Source organism: Mycolicibacterium austroafricanum (assembly GCF_902705885.1).
Classification (GTDB): Bacteria; Actinomycetota; Actinomycetes; order Mycobacteriales; family Mycobacteriaceae; genus Mycobacterium; species Mycobacterium vanbaalenii_A.
The window spans coordinates 1-15,575 of record NZ_CACSIP010000013.1 but is presented as its reverse complement, the minus strand read 5'-3'; the positions used below and the strand labels follow the sequence as shown (position 1 = coordinate 15,575).

The window sequence follows — 15,575 nt, the reverse complement described above, 5'->3', positions numbered from 1 at the left end:
TATGAAAAATGAAGTCCGCGAACGATATTCACCGAACGCCCGACAGGTGGTCATCGGCCTGCGCGGAATCCTCACAGCTGGTCCACCTTTTCCCGCTCCACGCTCGGCTTCGGTACCACCGGTACCCGTCGCAGCCACAGCAGGATCCCCTGCACCCGCATGCTCAGAGCGTTCATCAGCGGGGCCAGCGGAGCGACGACCTGCATGGCCAGGATCTGGGCGACGCCCGCCGGCTTCCTGGTGCCGCGCAGCGTCGCCACAAAGGCGGGGTGGTCGTCACGGTGCAGCGAGATCCGGATGTTGAGCTGGTCATCCGGCTGTGGCGCCCTGACCAGGTAGTGGCCGTCCATACCGGTGAACGGCGAGGCATAGAGCTTCTTGCACACCATCGCCGGCCGGTCGTCGGACGGGGGCAGCAGGTAGGCGTGGCGTCCGCCCGACGTGTTCTGCACTTCGGCGATGACGTAGCGCAGCACCCCGCGTGTGTCGTGGCACCAGTACAGGCTCAGCGGATTGAACACGTAGCCGAGCACCCGGGGCTGCATCAGCGCGGTCACCCGCCCCCCGCCGAGGTCGATGTCCTTGTCGGCCAGGAACGCGTCCACGCGATCCCGGAGCGTGTCGTCCTCAGCGCCCCGCAGATGGTCGCGAGCATCGAAGGTGGCGAACGGACGCAGCCAGCGCGGCAGCCGGGGCAAAGCGTCGAGGTCGACGAACCAGCTGTAGCTGCGGTGCTCGAAGTAATGGTGCACCGGTGCCCGACGCAGGTGGGTGATGCGGGTGCGGTACAGCGCGGCACTCACCGCGCCGGCGTCGATGACGGGGATCGACTGCTTTCCTGCGTACATGGGTTCCACATACGCCTATTCGGAGCGGCGTGACCGACGGATGGGTGTGGTGCGGGCCGATCAGGTGCAGCGTAGCTAACGTCACAAACGGGGTTTCCAGGATCGGGCACCCTGCGCCAGTCCCTGCACCAACGCCGAAGTGGCCGGCGACAGACCGTCGTCGCCGGGCATGGCGCTGCGGGGGCTGATGCCGCGTACCCGGGCCGGCAATTCCAGCTGGGCGCCACCGCCGCGGATCCGGTTGACCGGGTTGTCGGGGTGCAGTCCCCGGAGTTCCCGCGGGATCGCGTCGAGGTCGGTGATCACCCGGTAGCCCGGGATGTCAACGTGGTGAGCGAGGTGCTCGGCCAGTTCGCGGTGCCGCCCGCCGGCCAGCAGGTGGGTGCTGCGACCCAACCGGCCGTAGCCGTGCAACGACACCGCCACGTCGACGTGGTCGAGGAACTCGGCGAGCCGTGGCGACTCGTCGCGGCGGTAGAGCGCCGACGGAAGGTGGTGTGGATAGTGATCGGGATGGCGGACCACATACAGCGATGCGCCTGCGGCGTCGGCGGCGCGTTCGGCGATGACGTCGGTCATCTGCTCCAGCCCGCCGCCGTGGATGGCCAGGAACCCGAACCTGGACCGCAGCGTGCTGTCCTCGGTGACCGCCGGGTCGGAGAGCAACTCTGAAAGCGTCTGTGGCGCAGCGGTATCGGAGTGGTCCCTGCGCTGCGGCCAGCGTGCCGGGTCCCAGCGTTCCAGAAACGCGATCCAGCGGTGCGGTAGACCGTGGTGGCGGGCGCCGTCGAGAATGCGTTCCAGATACCCGGGCCTGGGCGGCCCCGGTTCGACGCGGTGGTCGATGTAGACCCAGGCCGGCGAGAAGCCGTTCCCGGTGGCCACGGTGAGCCGGTCCCGGCGGTAGCGCAGCGGCACCCCCTCGGCGCTGTCGAGGGTGGCCAGGTCGCGGTCGGACACCTGCCAGATGACGCCGTGGACCTCGCTGCCGGTGAACGGTTCGACGGTGGCCACGCCGCGCTCGTTGATCAGCCAGTCGTGGTCGGCGAGTGTCGCAGGCTGCGGATCGGTCGCATCGGGGCATCGCTGCGCCATCTGCCGCACGCACAGGTTGGACCCGTACGCGAAGTAGATGTGCCGGGCTGCCACTCAGCCCGTCAGCGTCAGATAGATCAGGACCACGTTCAGAAGACTAATGACTCCCGCAACCGTCCAGCCCAGAGCTGTGGTGACGCGATGGTTGATGTCGCCGCCCATCAAAGTCGCGTTCGCGGTCAGCCGTACCAGCGGGATGAGTGCGAACGGTATCCCGAAGGACAGCACGACCTGCGACAACACCAGTGCCCGACTCGGGTCGACGCCGACGGCAAGGATCGCCAGGGCCGGCAACAGCGTGACCAGTCGGCGGGTCAACAGCGGCACCGAGCGGCGCAGCAACCCCTGCATGATCATCGCCCCGGCGTAGGCGCCCACCGACGAGGACGCGAGGCCGGAGGCCAGCAGGCCGATCGCGAACAACAGCGCCACGGTGTATCCGAGCGCGTCCTGCACTGCTTGATGGGCGCCCTCGATGGAATCGGTGTTCTCGATACCCTGCAGATTGGTGGCGGCGACCAGCAACATCGACAGGTTCACCGCGCCGGCGAGCAACATGGCGATGCCGACATCCCAGCGCGTCGCGCGCAGCAGTCGCCGCCGGGCCGGGCCGGGCGGCTCATGACCGTGACGGTCGCGGGCCAGACCGGAATGCAGATACACCGCATGGGGCATCACGGTGGCGCCGAGCATCGCCGCCGCCAGCAGAATGCTCTCCGCGCCGTCGAACCGCGGTATCAGGCCGGCCGCGGCGTCGTCGACCGGTGGAGGCGCGGCCACCAGGCTGGTCAGGAAGCCGATCGCGATGATGAGCAGCAGGCCGGTGATGACCCGCTCGAAGGTCTGCTGACCGCGGCGGTCCTTCACCATCAAAAGCAGCAACGACACCGCGCCGGTGATCACGCCGCCGACCAGCAGCGGCAGGTCGAACAGCAGATACAGGGCTATCGCGCCGCCCACCACTTCGGCGAGATCTGTTGCCATGGCCACCAATTCGGCCTGCATCCAGTACGCCAGGCGGCTGGGTCGCCCCATCCGCGCCCCGACGGCTTCCGGCAGCGAGAGGCCGGTCACCAGCCCGAGCTTCGCCGACAGGTACTGGACGAGAACCGCCATCAGGTTGGCGACGACGATCACCCAGACGAGCAGGAAGCCGAACTGTGCTCCGGCGCTGACGTTGGCGGCGACGTTGCCGGGGTCGACGTAGGCGATCGATGCGACGAACGCGGGTCCGAGCAACAGCAAGCCGGGCCGCGTCCGTGGACGGAGGTCTCGCGTCACCACACCCCTCTTCTATCCGGTTCGACGAACAGAAAAGTTAGGGTAAACGAAACCTTCGCGATGGGCCAATGTGCGCCGCGGACGGCGCGGCGGTGTCAGTCGCCGATGCCGAAGCCGCCGACGAGCGGCCAGAACCCGATGCCCTGCCAGCCGCCGTAATTCCACGGCGGCGGGGTGGTGGTCAGTTGCGTGCTGCCGTTGGTCTCACAGAACGTCATCGTCGCCCCGACGTCAGTGCATTCGGGTGCTGCGGCAGCGCTGGGCGCGCCGCAGATGGCGAGGGCGGCTCCGGCCGCGGCCAGTGCAAGTATTCTCATGACCGGCTACTCGCTGTGGTGTCTGTCCGTCCTCGTCAGAGGATGAACATCCCCATGCCCCACGGGAACATCCCCTGGTCGACGTTGGGCGCGAGAACGCTTGGCCGCGAATCGATCTGGGCGTTGCCGGGTGACTGGCACACGGTGGTCGAGCCGCCCTGATAGCCGCCACCCTGGCCGGTCTCGACGCAGTTCGGCTGGGCGAGTGCGGCTGGTGCGGCAGCAATCGCCACGGACGCACCGCCGGCGACCAGGAAAGCGGCGAGGGTGCTGAGGCGAGACTTCATGTTCTTCAGATCCTTCCAGCGTGGGTTATCGCTTAGCGTACAGCCCCTTGCCAGTTATGGGAGGCAAGTCGAGCGCGGTGACGATTCCCGCCGGAGCGCTCAACACGGCAGGGATGGCGTTGACCACACGCGCCGCCGTGGCCACCAGACCGGCGTGGTTGTGGTCACCGTTCGGGCTGTTCAGGCACAGGTCGAGAGCGTAGGAGGGTTCGCCGGTGATCTCGATCCGATAGGAGCCGCCCTGTTGGGCGGGCTGTGGCCAGTCCGGACACAGGTCGTCGCGCAGCCGGGTCACGTGTTCGAGGACGACCGCGACCTCGCCGTCTTTCATGCCGCGCACCTCGAACCGCATTGCGGCGGTGGTGCCCTTGGCGATCCGGCCGGCGGCGATGTCGAAGTCCTCCGGTGCGGGGACCCGGACGTGGGTCTCGGTCACCTCGTCGAGTTCGATGCCCAGGCCGGCCGCCAACTGTCGTACCACCGAACCCCACGCCAGGCTCAGCACGCCGGGCTGCAGCAGCATCGGGGTGTCGTCGAGGCTGCCGCCGAAGCCCATGACGTCGAACATCACCGTCGCGCTGTCGTAGGTGTCGTAGTTGATGATCTCCATGCAGCGGATCTGCTGGACGCTCTGGCACGTGCCGGCCAGCGCCATCGGCAGCAGGTCGTTGGCGAAGCCCGGATCGATGCCGTTCACGAAGATGCTCGCGTTTCCGGCCTTGGCCGCGTCCTCGATGGGTGTGACCATCTCGTCGGGGAGCACCTGCCACGGGTACTGCAGGAAGACCGCGGCGCTGCCGACGACGTTGACACCGGCTGCCAGGATGCGCCGGTAGTCCTCGAGCGCCTCGGTCAGCCGGTTGTCGGCCATCGCGGTGTAGACCGCACACGACGGATTCGTCGCCAACACCGCGTCCAGGTCGGTGGTGGCGAGCACGCCCGTCGAATCCTGCAGTCCCGCAAGTTCGGCCGCATCCTTGCCGGCTTTGGCCTCCGAGGACACCCAGACCGCGGTGAGCTCGAATCGCGGGTCGGTGATCAGTTGGGTCAGCGCGTGCCTGCCGACGTTTCCGGTGCCGATGGCAGCGACTTTGATGGCCATGTCTGGGTCCTCACAGGTCTGGGATGGGCAACTCGAGGTTGGGGAAGGTGAGGCCGCCGTCGACCTCGAGGGTCTTGCCGGTCAGATAGCTCCCCGCCGGCGAGGCCAGATAGACCGCCGCGGCGGCGATGTCGAGTGGGTCGCCGAGCCGGCGCATCGGGGTGGCCTGCTCCATCGGGGTACGCAGGTCGTCGTTGCTGGCCACGATGTCAAGTGCCGAGGTGAGGATCGACCCGGGTGCGATGGCGTTGACCCTGATGCGCGGTGCGAGGTCGAGCGCCGACAGCCGCGTGTAGTGCGCCAGCGCAGCCTTCGCGGTGCCGTAGGCGGCAAAACCGCGCCCGGCGGCCCGAGCCATCGTCGAGGTGATGTTGATGACGCTGCCGCCACCGGAATGCTCCAACATCAGTGGCACCGCAGCGGTGGTCAGCGCGTGGGCGGTCGCCACGTTGAACGCGAAGGCGTCGCGCAGGTCCTTGGTCGAGGTGTCCAGAAGTGCGTTGGGCATGGTGCCGCCGACGTTGTTGACGACGATGTCTAGTTTGCCGAACGCCTCGACGGCCTGCGCCGCGAGGGCTGCCGTGTCTTCTGGGCGGGCCAGGTCGGCGACGACGATGTGAGCACGGCGCCCGGCGTTGCCGATCTGCTCGGCGACCTCCTCGAGCTGGGCTTGAGTGCGAGCTGCGATCAGCACGTCTGCGCCGGCTTCGGCGAACGCGAGGGCCATGGCGGCGCCGAGACCCCTGCCCGCTCCGGTCACCACTGCCACTCGGTCGTCGAGTCGGAATCTGTCCAGAATCACGCGGGCCACCGTAACAAGAACCTGTTCTAGTTTGTCGCGGTTTCGGCGTGATGGCAGTGGCGCAGGGTTATCCACAGCCAGGGTGCAGAAGTGGGCTACTGCGCCCGGTTTTGTCGGTTGCCCGCCCGAGTATCAGCGGCATGCGGTATCCGTTCCTGGGCGCCGAGGCCGTCGCCGACGGCAGGCTGACACGCGGCCAGCTGCGCTGGAACTACCGGGCGGTGCAGCCCGGGGTTTACGTTCCCAACGGTGCGGCGGCCAGTGTGCTCGGCAACGCGCAGGCGGCCTGGTTGTGGTCCGGTCGGCGCGGCATCATCGCGGGCAGGGTGGCCGCTGCAGTACTCGGAGCGAAGTGGGTCGACGTCGACACGCCGGTCGAGCTCATCGCCGAACACACCAGGCCGCGATCCGGCGTCATCGTGCGCGAAGAGCGAATCGCCGAAGACGAATACACGGTGATCGGCGATATGGCGGTGACCACTCCGGCGCGCACCGCACTCGATCTCGCGCGCCATCTTCCGCGCGACCTCGCCGTCGCCCACCTGGACTCGCTGGCGGGCGCTACCGGCGTCACCGCCGCCGAGGCGCTGGAGATCGCTAACCGGTATCGCGGAGCACGTGGTGTGCGACGGGCGCGGGCGGCGCTGGCGCTGATGGATGCCGGTGCGCAGTCGCCGCGGGAGACCCGGCTGCGGCTCATGCTCATCGACGACGGTCTTCCCGTTCCGTCGACGCAGGTGCGGGTCAGTGATGGCTGCAACGAGGCTTTCCTCGACCTCGGCTACGAAGAACCGAAGGTCGGGCTGGACTACGAGGGAGCCCATCACAGCGCCCAGCGGCGGCGGTACGTCCGCGATATCGGCCGATCGGAGTTCATCGAAAGCCAGGGCTGGATCGATATCAAGGTGGTGGCGGAACACAGCCGGTCCTTCATCCTGCACCGCGTGCGATCAGCGCTGGCTCGGCGGGGCTGGACGATGCCGAGATCTGCATGAAGGTCGTCAGATGCCCGGCCCGGCAACCATTACGCAGAAGTCGGCAGCTGCGCCTACTTCTTGGCGGCCTTCTTCGCCGGAGTTTTCTTTGCCGCGGCCTTTTTCGCCGCCTTCTTGGCTGGGGCCTTCGTGTCACCCTGCTGGTTGCGTGCCTTCACGCTGGCCTCGAGTTTGGCGAGCAGGTCGGAGACGTCTTCGGTCTCGTCGAGTTCCTGGGGCTCCTCCTCGGTGGTGAACGCCTCGCCACCTTCGAGCTTCGCCTGGACCAGTTCGCGTAGATGTTCCTGGTAGTCGTCGTGGTACCGGTCGGGGTTGAAGTCGTCGGTCATCGAGTCGACGACCTGGCTGGCCATTTTCAGTTCGGCCGGCTTGACTTCGACTTCCTTGTCCAGCACCGGGAAGTCGGGATCACGGATCTCGTCAGGCCATAACAGCGTGTGGATCATCATCACGTCGCGCTTGCTGAAGTCCTTGACCCGCAGGGCCGCCAGCCGGGTCTTGTTGCGAAGCGCGAAGTTCACGATGGCGACCCGATCGGTCTCCATCAGCGTCTTCGCAAGCAGCACATAGGACTTCGACGATTTACCGTCGGGCTCCAGAAAGTAGCTGCGGTCATACATCATCGGATCGAGATCGCCGGCAGGCACGAACTCGAGTACCTCGATCTCACGACTGCGTTCCTCGGGCAGCGTGGAGATGTCGTCGTCGGTGATGATCACAGTCTGACCATCGTCCGAGTCGTAGGCGCGGGCGATGTCGCGGTACTCGACCACCTCACCGCACACCTCGCAGACCCGCTTGTAGCGGATGCGGCCGTTGTCCTTGGCGTGGACCTGGTGGAACTTGATGTCGTGGTCCTCGGTGGCGGTGTACACCTTCACCGGCACGTTAACCAGCCCGAAGGCGATCGAACCCTTCCAGATGGATCGCATCAGCCCAGTATGTCCGACGGACCGGCCGATTCACCTCGGACGCGAGGAGAAAAGCGGCTCAGAGATGCGCGGTCGGGCAGGTCGGCCCCTTCGCGTGTCACGGTCAGCGCCGCGGCCGTCGCCGCCGCGCGCACGGCGCGTGTCAGGTCGTCCAGCCCGATGGCCGCCAGGCGGGGACGGCGGTCGGCGCCGAGTAGGTCCTGCGACCACAGCGCATCGATCAACCCGGTCATGAACGCATCACCTGCGCCCACGGTGTCCGCCACGTCCACATCGAAAGCAGGTACCCGTGCGGTGCCGGCCGCACACATCGCGACCGCCCCGCCGCTACCGGTCGTCACCACGACGATCGACGGTCCCAGAGCGAGCCACCCGGTGGCGACCTCTTCCGGCGGCCGGGTCGGATCGATCCAGCGCAGGTCCTCGTCGCTGGCCTTGACCACGTCCGCGCGTTCGACGAGCCGGTCGATGCGGGCCCTCGCCGAATCGGCGTCGTCGATCAGTGCCGACCGGACATTCGGATCGAACGTGCACGTCGCCGACAGATGGTAGGTGTCCACCAGCGCCGCGGTGGCCAGGCAGCCGGGTTCCAGCACCGCGGCGATCGAGCCGGTGTGCAGGACCAGAGGAGGCGCCACCTCGGGCGTCCCTGACAGTTGCCAGTCGATGTCGAAGGTGTACGTCGCCGAGCCCGCCCGGTCGACGGTGGCCCGCGCGGTAGGGGTGCGCGAGGCAGTGTTGCTGCCCGGAACGAGTTGCGCACCAGCTGATTCGACGTAGTCGATGATTCGCCGTCCACGCTCGTCGGTTCCGATGTGGGTGAGAAAGTCGACCTCGCGACCCAGCCGGGCCAGCCCGACCGCGACATTGAGCGGACTGCCACCGACGTGCTCGGTGGCCTCCCGTGCCGTGCTCGATTCTCGCTCGACGATGTCTATCAGCGCTTCACCGATGACCAGTGCCCTCACCGACCCGACGCTACCGGCACTGCGCCAGGGGCCGAGCCTTATACCGTGGACTCATGCCGGAAGGGGTGGACCGCTACGGCCGGGTGAAGCTGACCAACCCGGACAAGGTGCTGTACCCGGCTACCGGCACCACCAAAGGCCACGTGTTCGACTACTACGTCGGTGTGGCCGAGGCGATGCTGCCCCACATCGCCGGCCGGGCGGTGACGCGCAAACGCTGGCCAAACGGGGTGGAGCAGGCGTCGTTCTTCGAGAAGCAACTGGCGTCCTCGGCCCCTGACTGGCTGGACCGCGCCACCATTGCGCACAGGTCGGGCACCACCACCTATCCGGTCATCGACACCGTCGAAGGGCTGGCCTGGATCGCTCAGCAGGCGGCGTTGGAGGTGCATGTGCCGCAGTGGCGGTTTGTCGAGGCGGCCGGGGGGCGGGCGGGCAAAAATACGGTTGGACCGGCGACGCGCATCGTGTTCGACCTCGACCCCGGAGAGGGTGTCACGATGCGCCAACTCTGCGAGGTCGCCCACGAGGTGCGGGCCCTGATCACCGACATCGGCCTGCGGACCTTCCCGCTGACGAGTGGAAGCAAGGGCCTGCATCTGTATGTGCCGCTGCAGGACCCGATCAGCTCTCGCGGGGCATCGCTGCTCGCCAAGAGGGTCGCCCAGCAGCTGGAGCAGGCCATGCCCAAGCAGGTCACCGCGACGATGACCAAGAGCCTGCGGGCAGGCAAGGTGTTCGTCGACTGGAGCCAGAACAACGGCAACAAGACCACGATCGCACCGTATTCGCTTCGGGGACGCGATCATCCGACCGTTGCCGCACCACGGACGTGGGACGAGATCGACGATCCGGAGCTGCGCCATCTGACCTTCGACGAGGTGCTCGACCGCTTGGACTCCGATGGTGATCTTCTGGCCGACCTCGATCCGTCGGCGCCGGTCGCCGATCGCCTGACCACCTACCGTGGGATGCGGGACCGGGCCAAGACCCCGGAGCCCGTTCCTGCCAAGGCGCCCACCGTCGGCAACAACGACAAGTTCGTCATCCAGGAACACCACGCCCGGCGGCTGCACTACGACTTCCGGCTGGAACGCGACGGCGTGCTGGTCAGCTGGGCGGTGCCGAAGAACCTGCCCGACAGACCGTCGGTCAACCACCTCGCCGTGCACACCGAGGACCACCCGATGGAGTATTTGACCTTCGCCGGCGAGATCCCGAAGGGCGAGTACGGAGGCGGGCAGGTCCATGTCTGGGACACCGGCACGTATGAGGCCGAGAAGTTCAACGACAACGCACCGGACGGGCCCGACAGGGGCGGCGAGGTGATCGTGACGCTGCACGGCGAGAAGATCAACGGCCGCTACGCGTTGATCCAGACCGATGGCAAGAACTGGCTGGCTCACCGGATGAAGGACCAGAAGCGGCCGACGGCAGCCGATCTCGCCCCCATGTTGTCCACGGAAGGTTCGGTGCAGCGACTCAAATCCGCCCAGTGGGCGTTCGAGGGAAAGTGGGACGGCTACCGGTTGCTCGTCGACGCAGACCGGGGCAGGCTCACGCTGCGCTCCCGGCGAGGCCGCGACGTCACCGACGAGTACCCGCAACTACAGGCACTGGCCGCCGATCTCGCCGACCATCACGTGATCCTCGACGGCGAAGCGGTCGCTCTCGACGAGTCCGGGGTGCCCAGTTTCCGCGAGATGCAGAACCGGGCGCGCTCCACCCGGGTGGAGTTCTGGGCCTTCGACATCCTGCATCTCGACGGGCGATCGCTGATGCGGGCCAAGTATTCCGACCGCCGGCGGTTGCTCGAGGCGCTCGCCGAGGGCGGTGGTCTGATCGTTCCCGACGTACTGGACGGTGACGGACCCGATGCCCTCGAGTTCGCCCGGAAGAAGGGGTGGGAGGGCGTCGTCGCCAAGAAGCGCGATTCCACGTATCAGCCGGGTCGACGGTCGTCGTCGTGGATCAAGGACAAGATCTGGAAGACCCAGGAGGTGGTGATCGGCGGTTGGCGCGAAGGCACCGGCGGCCGAACCAGCGGACTCGGAGCACTGATGCTGGGCATTCCCGGCGAGGACGGATTGCAGTTCGTCGGAAGGGTGGGCACCGGCTTCACCGACAAGGAGTTGACCTCTCTGAAGGAGACGCTCGAACCGCTGCGAACCGACGAATCACCGTTTGCTGCAGACCTTCCCAGACAGGATGCCAAGGGCGTGACGTTCGTGCGGCCGGAGTTGGTGGGGGAGGTCCGCTACAGCGAGCGGACATCTGACGGCCGGCTGCGCCAACCGAGTTGGCGCGGGCTGCGCCCGGACAAGGTGCCTGGCGAGGTTAACTGGGAGTAGGTGTAATAGCTTGCAGTCGCCTTGCAGCGCAGCGTGAGACCCCACTACCAGGGGATGGAGCCGCGGAGATCGAAGAATCCCCCGCTTGGCCCGTCGGGACTGATCTGAGCCATGCGCACGACGATCTCTGCGCCTTCTTCGACCGATTGTGTGCCTGTGTGGCCGTTGATGTCGGTGGCAGTGAATCCCGGCCCGGCGGCGTTGATCCGGATGTCGGGATATGCCTTGGCATATTGAACGGTGAGCGAGTTCAGGGCGGCCTTGGAGGCGGGATAGCCGATCCCCGGGAACGCATGAGCCGGTGCGTCTCCGCGAATGAGGTCACGCGTCAGCGATAACCCGCTACTGACGTTGACGATGACCGGGGCGTTCGACATCTCCAGCAACGGCAAGAATGCATGGATCACCCGCACCACACCGACCACATTGGTCTCGAACGTCGACCGGACCGAATCGGCGGTCTCGTCGGCGGCCGGCAGATACTCGCCTGCTGGCGTCCGCTCAGCGACCCCTGCGTTGTTGATCAAGACGTCCAACCCGCCGTCGTCTGCGATGGCCGTGGCCGCCGCTGACACCGAAGCGTCATCGGTGACGTCGATTTCGACGAAGCGTGCTCCGATCCGCGCGGCGGCTTCACGGCCGCGGACGGGGTTTCGGGCGCCGACGTAGACGGTGTGGCCCGCGGCGATCAACCTACGGGCTGCCTCGTAGCCGAGGCCTTTGTTGGCGCCGGTGATCAGGGTCCTGGTGGTCACCAGGGGATCTCACCGTGGGTGGAGCAATAGCCGCCGGTGCGTCCGTCGGGCGGGGTTTGAGCCATCTCGACGATGATGCGTGCGCCTTCTTCGACAGTTTGAGTGCCGGTGCGCCCGTTGAGGTCGGTGTTGGTGTAACCGGGCTCGACGGCGTTGATCCGGATGCCCGGGAACTGCTTGGCGAACTGCACGGTGATCATGTTGAGTGCGGACTTGGACGCCGGGTAGGCCACCCCCGGGTAGTGATAGTTAGGGCTTTCGGGCGATCCGGCCAGGTTCAAGGAACCGAGGCTGCTACTGACGTTGACCACCACCGGCGCCGATGACCGTTGCAGCAGCGGCAGGAAGGCGTGGGTGACGCGGACAACACCGAAGACGTTGGTGTCGAAGACCTCGCGCACCATGTCGGCCGTGACGGCGGCGGCGTCGATGATCGAGTTGTGCTCGCCGCGACCCTCGATGCCGGCGTTGTTGACGAGCACGTCGAGGCCGCCTTGTTCAGCGATGAAGCTGGCTGCGGCCGTGACGGACTCGTCATCGGTGACGTCGAGCTGGACCAGTCGGGCACCGAGTTGATCAGCGGCCGCTTGCCCGCGTGTTGCATCTCGGCAGCCGAGGTAGACGGTGTGACCGGCCGCGATCAATTGGCGGGCGGTCTCGTAGCCGAGGCCTTTGTTGGCGCCGGTGATGAGTGTTGTGGTCATGATGGAATCTCCTCTTCTACTGTGTTGTGGTTGCGCCCGGTACAGGCGTGATACTGAGTAGTTTCTCGGCGTTGAGGTGGCTGATCTTGGCCTTGTCGTCGGTGCTCATCGGCAGTCGGTCGAGGAAGTCGCGGCCTTGCGTGGTGGCGCAGAAGGGATAGTCCACGGAGAACAGCACGCGGTCGATCCCGATGACGTCGATCAACAGCCGCAGCGGCCCGGTACTGAACATTCCGCTGGTAGTGACCCAGACATTGCCTCGGAATGTTTCGGTGATGCTGCGCTGCACACCGTTTCGGCGTGCTGGTGGGGTGAGGTAGGCGTCGATCCGGTCGAGCATGAAGGGCAGCATCTCGCCCATGTGGCCGATGATGATCTGCAATTCGGGGAGCCGATCGAATGTGCCGGTGGCGATCAGCCGCAAGAGGTGCAGCCCGGTTTCGGCGTGCCAGCCCCACGCCGGCGCCGCCAACGCATACGCCACCTCGGGTGGAAGGCCGGAGTAGTACTCGCGCCGGATGGAATCCGATGGCAGGCCGGGATGCAGGTACAGCGGCACCTGCAGCGTCGCAGCCTGTTCCAGAATGGGAAACAGTTCCGGATCGTCGAGGAAGCGTCCGCCTTCGCGGCCGTTGACCAACGCCCCCTTGAAACCCAACTCGCTGACCGCCCGATCCAATTCGTGCACCGCGGCCGGGGTGTCACCCATGGGCAGTGCGGCGAAGGCCGCGAAGCGATCAGGATGTGCCGCAACAGCTTCCGCGGCCTGGTCGTTGGCGCGTGTCGCGATCTCTGCTTGGCGATCGACCGGAATCGCGTTGAAGGTCGGTAGCACGTGGCTCAGTACCTGCATGTCGATACCGGCGACGTCCATGTCGTTCAGCCGTAGTTCGCCCAAGTCGGTGACCGCTGCTGCGGACATGTCGACCGCCTGCTGAGGCCCGAGATCCACGCCGGCCAGCTCGAGAAACGCCCCCGATACGTAGTGTTCTTCAAGCGTGATGGTGCGCATGGAAGCTCCAATTCTCAGTTCCTGAGCCAGTCGAAGGCGTCGGCGAGCAAGGCGTCGCCCGATTCTGGTCTGTCGTCACCGGGCAGATCCGGATCGACGTCGTAACCTCGCCCGTCGAAGTAGTAGGCAAGCATCCGATAGCTGGGGGGCTGCGCCGCCAGGCGTTGGCGGTCGATGGGGATGGCCTCGCCAGGCACGACCGGAGTCAGTGTGTCGCGTTCGTAGATTGTGGAGAGTTCGCAGATTCCGAACCAGCCGTCGCGCCGCTCCATCCGGTAGATGCCGCGGGCGTAGCTGACGAGATCGGCTTCAACGCCTCGGATTTTGATGCGAAGCTCGATCGCCATCGGCATCGTCACCACCGCACGTTCTCCATGGTGGTGAACGCTGGGAACCGAGAGCCGGTGTCGGGCGTGGTCCCCCCGCGCTGCCATCTCGCGTGACGCGAGGGCGAACTGTCGGCCGGTTCCGGTGAACCACATCGACCGCACCTGGGAATCGGGGTGATAACAACTGGCCATCTGGTCCCACCAACCCCGGTCGCGTCCTTCCCGTTCGCGTGCGATGACCTGGACCAGATCGGTAACCGTGGCGGTCATGGCTCGGACCTCCTTGTGTCGCTGGTGTTCACCCAGTGGGTGCGCTCTGCATCAAGTCTCAGAGGTTCGGCATCGGCCTGGGTACGCCCCGGTCATCCCGGGTACTGGCAAACCCACCCTTGGCTACGATGAGGTAATGACCAGCGGTGATGCGCTCGGTGAGTACCTCAGGCTGCGACGTGGCCAGGTCCGGCCAGAAGATGTCGGACTGGTGCCCGGCCCTCGCCGACGGGTCGAGGGGTTGAGACGTGAAGAACTGGCCGCGCTGGCCGGTATCAGCGCCGACTACTACCTACGTATCGAGCAGGGGCGCAACGCCCATCCGTCACCGCAGATTCTCGATGCACTGGCTCGGGCGCTTCGCATGGACGCCGCGGCGAGCGCGCACCTGCATCAACTAGCTCGCGGCAACCGCCACTCGTACACCGGCATCGAGCACGTCAGCGACGACATGTCGAATCTACTCGACCAACTCTCCGTGCCCGCGTTCGTCGCGGGACGATGCCTGGACTGCCTCGCATCGAACCCTCTCGCGCAGGCACTTTCGCCGAATTTCACGCCCGGGCAGAACCTATTGCGACAGCTGTTCCTTGATCCGGCGGAACGTCGACTGCACCTGGACTGGGACGAGGCGACCGCGGGTGTGGTGGGCGGTCTGCGGCAGATTGCCGGCGGCGAGGCCGCCGACCCGCGCCTCGACGCCATCGTCGATGAGCTCTCTGCCAGAAGCGAACGATTCCAGCTGCTCTGGTCCCGGGCCGATATCGGATATCGCCCAGCGGGCACTAGCCACCTGCAGCATCCGCGAGTCGGCGAATTACATTTGGGCCGCAACCGATTTCCCATACCCGATTCGGACGGCCAGCACCTGCAGATCTACCACGCCGCACCTGGCAGCGACGCAGCCGCGAAACTCGCGCAGCTCGCGGTTCGCTGATCCGCCAGACGTCTGGGAGTCCTAGTGGTCGGCAGAAGTGCTTGCCTCCTCCATCCATTTGCAGACGATGCCCCGCAGAGCGGGAAGCTCGGCGCCGGAGGTTTCTTGCGCCACCCGACCCGCGGTTGGCTGAGTTTCGACAGTGAGGTGTTGCACGATCCCGAGCGTGATCAATGGGTGATGCTCTACACCCCGCGCGACGGACCCGCGCCATACGGCCCAGGGTGAGTCAGTGCAGCGACGACGTCGGGCCCATCCGGGACTGCGCAGGAGCGCCCTGCGGGCATGGTGGCGGTGCCAGCCGGTCTTGGCGCACAACTCCTCGAGAATCCGACTCTTACCACGCCTCTTCGCCGGTTGGATCACGAGCCGCGGTGATCACGGTGATGCTCGGCGCTCTGCCCACGTCAACCTCATCCGCTGGGCCTAAGCGCGCATATCCCAATGAGGCAACGAGGCCGTCGTTTTTGTCGGTGGTCGAATGTATGTTCGGGTTATGTCGGGGACGGAGTTGCGGGAGGCGGTGTCGGCGTTGCGGGCTGCCTTTGATGCGGTGGCCGCTTGCGATGTTGACCTGTTGACCCGTGCTG

16 protein-coding genes are annotated in these 15,575 nt (G+C 66.3%); 3 read left to right on the top strand and 13 right to left on the bottom strand.

The window, feature by feature from the left end; genetic code table 11:
• Positions 1 to 71: 71 nt before the first annotated feature.
• The 7 genes from BEMPMBAN_RS10690 to BEMPMBAN_RS10660 all read right to left on the bottom strand — a co-directional run bounded on the left by BEMPMBAN_RS10690 (position 72) and on the right by BEMPMBAN_RS10660 (position 5,732).
• Positions 72 to 848: a DUF1365 domain-containing protein gene (locus tag BEMPMBAN_RS10690; RefSeq protein ID WP_159230366.1), complete on the bottom strand. Its 777-nt coding sequence runs from the start codon at positions 846 to 848 to the stop codon at positions 72 to 74.
• 81 nt (positions 849 to 929) lie between these two features.
• Complete coding sequence (locus tag BEMPMBAN_RS10685) at positions 930 to 1,997, bottom strand: poly-gamma-glutamate hydrolase family protein (protein ID WP_159230365.1); 1,068 nt, start codon at positions 1,995 to 1,997, stop codon at positions 930 to 932.
• Complete coding sequence (locus tag BEMPMBAN_RS10680; RefSeq protein WP_159230364.1) at positions 1,998 to 3,224, bottom strand: Nramp family divalent metal transporter; 1,227 nt, start codon at positions 3,222 to 3,224, stop codon at positions 1,998 to 2,000. It abuts the gene before it with no gap.
• 95 nt (positions 3,225 to 3,319) lie between these two features.
• The gene (locus BEMPMBAN_RS10675; protein WP_159230363.1) at positions 3,320 to 3,541 is read right to left on the bottom strand and encodes a hypothetical protein; all 222 of its coding nucleotides are present in this window, start codon (positions 3,539 to 3,541) and stop codon (positions 3,320 to 3,322) included.
• A gap of 35 nt (positions 3,542 to 3,576) precedes the next feature.
• On the bottom strand, positions 3,577 to 3,828 hold the full coding sequence (locus BEMPMBAN_RS10670; protein ID WP_159230362.1) for a hypothetical protein: 252 nt from the start codon (positions 3,826 to 3,828) through the stop codon (positions 3,577 to 3,579).
• Between the two features lie 25 nt (positions 3,829 to 3,853).
• Positions 3,854 to 4,930 carry an NAD(P)H-dependent amine dehydrogenase family protein gene (locus BEMPMBAN_RS10665; protein WP_159230361.1) on the bottom strand — a complete coding sequence of 359 codons (1,077 nt, stop codon included), beginning with the start codon at positions 4,928 to 4,930 and terminating at the stop codon, positions 3,854 to 3,856.
• Between the two features lie 10 nt (positions 4,931 to 4,940).
• Positions 4,941 to 5,732 (bottom strand): SDR family oxidoreductase, encoded by a 792-nt coding sequence (locus tag BEMPMBAN_RS10660; RefSeq protein WP_159230360.1) that lies wholly within the window; start codon positions 5,730 to 5,732, stop codon positions 4,941 to 4,943.
• Positions 5,733 to 5,872: 140 nt separating this feature from the next.
• Here BEMPMBAN_RS10660 and BEMPMBAN_RS10655 point away from each other — a divergent pair, with 140 nt between their 5' ends.
• Positions 5,873 to 6,727, top strand: a complete 855-nt coding sequence (locus tag BEMPMBAN_RS10655) for a type IV toxin-antitoxin system AbiEi family antitoxin (RefSeq protein ID WP_159230359.1) — start codon at positions 5,873 to 5,875, stop codon at positions 6,725 to 6,727.
• Positions 6,728 to 6,780: 53 nt separating this feature from the next.
• Here the strand turns inward: BEMPMBAN_RS10655 and ku are convergent, their stop codons facing one another.
• Together ku and BEMPMBAN_RS10645 are read right to left on the bottom strand one after the other, a co-directional pair.
• Positions 6,781 to 7,659, bottom strand: a complete 879-nt coding sequence (gene ku / locus BEMPMBAN_RS10650) for a non-homologous end joining protein Ku (protein ID WP_159230358.1) — start codon at positions 7,657 to 7,659, stop codon at positions 6,781 to 6,783.
• A complete protein-coding gene (locus BEMPMBAN_RS10645; RefSeq protein ID WP_159230357.1) occupies positions 7,659 to 8,627 on the bottom strand; it encodes a carbohydrate kinase family protein in 969 nt (322 codons plus the stop codon). The genes ku and BEMPMBAN_RS10645 overlap by 1 nt, the downstream gene beginning before the upstream one ends.
• A 53-nt stretch (positions 8,628 to 8,680) precedes the next feature.
• Between BEMPMBAN_RS10645 and BEMPMBAN_RS10640 the strand changes: the two genes are divergently transcribed.
• The gene (locus tag BEMPMBAN_RS10640) at positions 8,681 to 10,978 is read left to right on the top strand and encodes an ATP-dependent DNA ligase (protein ID WP_159230356.1); all 2,298 of its coding nucleotides are present in this window, start codon (positions 8,681 to 8,683) and stop codon (positions 10,976 to 10,978) included.
• A 44-nt stretch (positions 10,979 to 11,022) separates the two neighbouring features.
• On the opposite strand, the gene BEMPMBAN_RS10635 is transcribed toward BEMPMBAN_RS10640, so the two are convergent.
• From BEMPMBAN_RS10635 to BEMPMBAN_RS10620, 4 genes are read right to left on the bottom strand one after another with little or no spacing between them, the layout of a single operon-like run.
• On the bottom strand, positions 11,023 to 11,733 hold the full coding sequence (locus tag BEMPMBAN_RS10635) for an SDR family NAD(P)-dependent oxidoreductase (RefSeq protein ID WP_159230355.1): 711 nt from the start codon (positions 11,731 to 11,733) through the stop codon (positions 11,023 to 11,025).
• Positions 11,730 to 12,437: an SDR family oxidoreductase gene (locus BEMPMBAN_RS10630; protein WP_159230354.1), complete on the bottom strand. Its 708-nt coding sequence runs from the start codon at positions 12,435 to 12,437 to the stop codon at positions 11,730 to 11,732. Before BEMPMBAN_RS10630 ends, BEMPMBAN_RS10635 begins: the two co-directional genes overlap by 4 nt.
• Positions 12,438 to 12,453: 16 nt before the next feature.
• Positions 12,454 to 13,449, bottom strand: coding sequence for an amidohydrolase family protein (locus tag BEMPMBAN_RS10625; protein WP_159230353.1), 996 nt, complete (start codon positions 13,447 to 13,449; stop codon positions 12,454 to 12,456).
• A 14-nt stretch (positions 13,450 to 13,463) separates the two neighbouring features.
• The gene (locus tag BEMPMBAN_RS10620) at positions 13,464 to 14,048 is read right to left on the bottom strand and encodes a nuclear transport factor 2 family protein (RefSeq protein WP_159230352.1); all 585 of its coding nucleotides are present in this window, start codon (positions 14,046 to 14,048) and stop codon (positions 13,464 to 13,466) included.
• A 136-nt stretch (positions 14,049 to 14,184) separates the two neighbouring features.
• On the opposite strand from BEMPMBAN_RS10620, the gene BEMPMBAN_RS10615 reads away from it, so the two are divergent.
• Complete coding sequence (locus BEMPMBAN_RS10615) at positions 14,185 to 14,985, top strand: helix-turn-helix transcriptional regulator (RefSeq protein WP_159230351.1); 801 nt, start codon at positions 14,185 to 14,187, stop codon at positions 14,983 to 14,985.
• Positions 14,986 to 15,575 lie beyond the last annotated feature (590 nt).

Bases quoted from the DNA above. Each gene is read 5' to 3' on its own strand.
- BEMPMBAN_RS10620 (WP_159230352.1), bottom strand. From the start codon at position 14,048: ATGACCGCCACGGTTACCGATCTGGTCCAGGTCATCGCACGCGAACGG.
- BEMPMBAN_RS10670 (WP_159230362.1), bottom strand. From the start codon at position 3,828: ATGAAGTCTCGCCTCAGCACCCTCGCCGCTTTCCTGGTCGCCGGCGGT.
- ku (WP_159230358.1), bottom strand. From the start codon at position 7,659: ATGCGATCCATCTGGAAGGGTTCGATCGCCTTCGGGCTGGTTAACGTG.
- BEMPMBAN_RS10665 (WP_159230361.1), bottom strand. From the start codon at position 4,930: ATGGCCATCAAAGTCGCTGCCATCGGCACCGGAAACGTCGGCAGGCAC.
- BEMPMBAN_RS10675 (WP_159230363.1), bottom strand. From the start codon at position 3,541: ATGAGAATACTTGCACTGGCCGCGGCCGGAGCCGCCCTCGCCATCTGC.
- BEMPMBAN_RS10630 (WP_159230354.1), bottom strand. From the start codon at position 12,437: ATGACCACAACACTCATCACCGGCGCCAACAAAGGCCTCGGCTACGAG.
- BEMPMBAN_RS10625 (WP_159230353.1), bottom strand. From the start codon at position 13,449: ATGCGCACCATCACGCTTGAAGAACACTACGTATCGGGGGCGTTTCTC.
- BEMPMBAN_RS10640 (WP_159230356.1), top strand. From the start codon at position 8,681: ATGCCGGAAGGGGTGGACCGCTACGGCCGGGTGAAGCTGACCAACCCG.
- BEMPMBAN_RS10655 (WP_159230359.1), top strand. From the start codon at position 5,873: ATGCGGTATCCGTTCCTGGGCGCCGAGGCCGTCGCCGACGGCAGGCTG.
- BEMPMBAN_RS10690 (WP_159230366.1), bottom strand. From the start codon at position 848: ATGTACGCAGGAAAGCAGTCGATCCCCGTCATCGACGCCGGCGCGGTG.
- BEMPMBAN_RS10615 (WP_159230351.1), top strand. From the start codon at position 14,185: ATGACCAGCGGTGATGCGCTCGGTGAGTACCTCAGGCTGCGACGTGGC.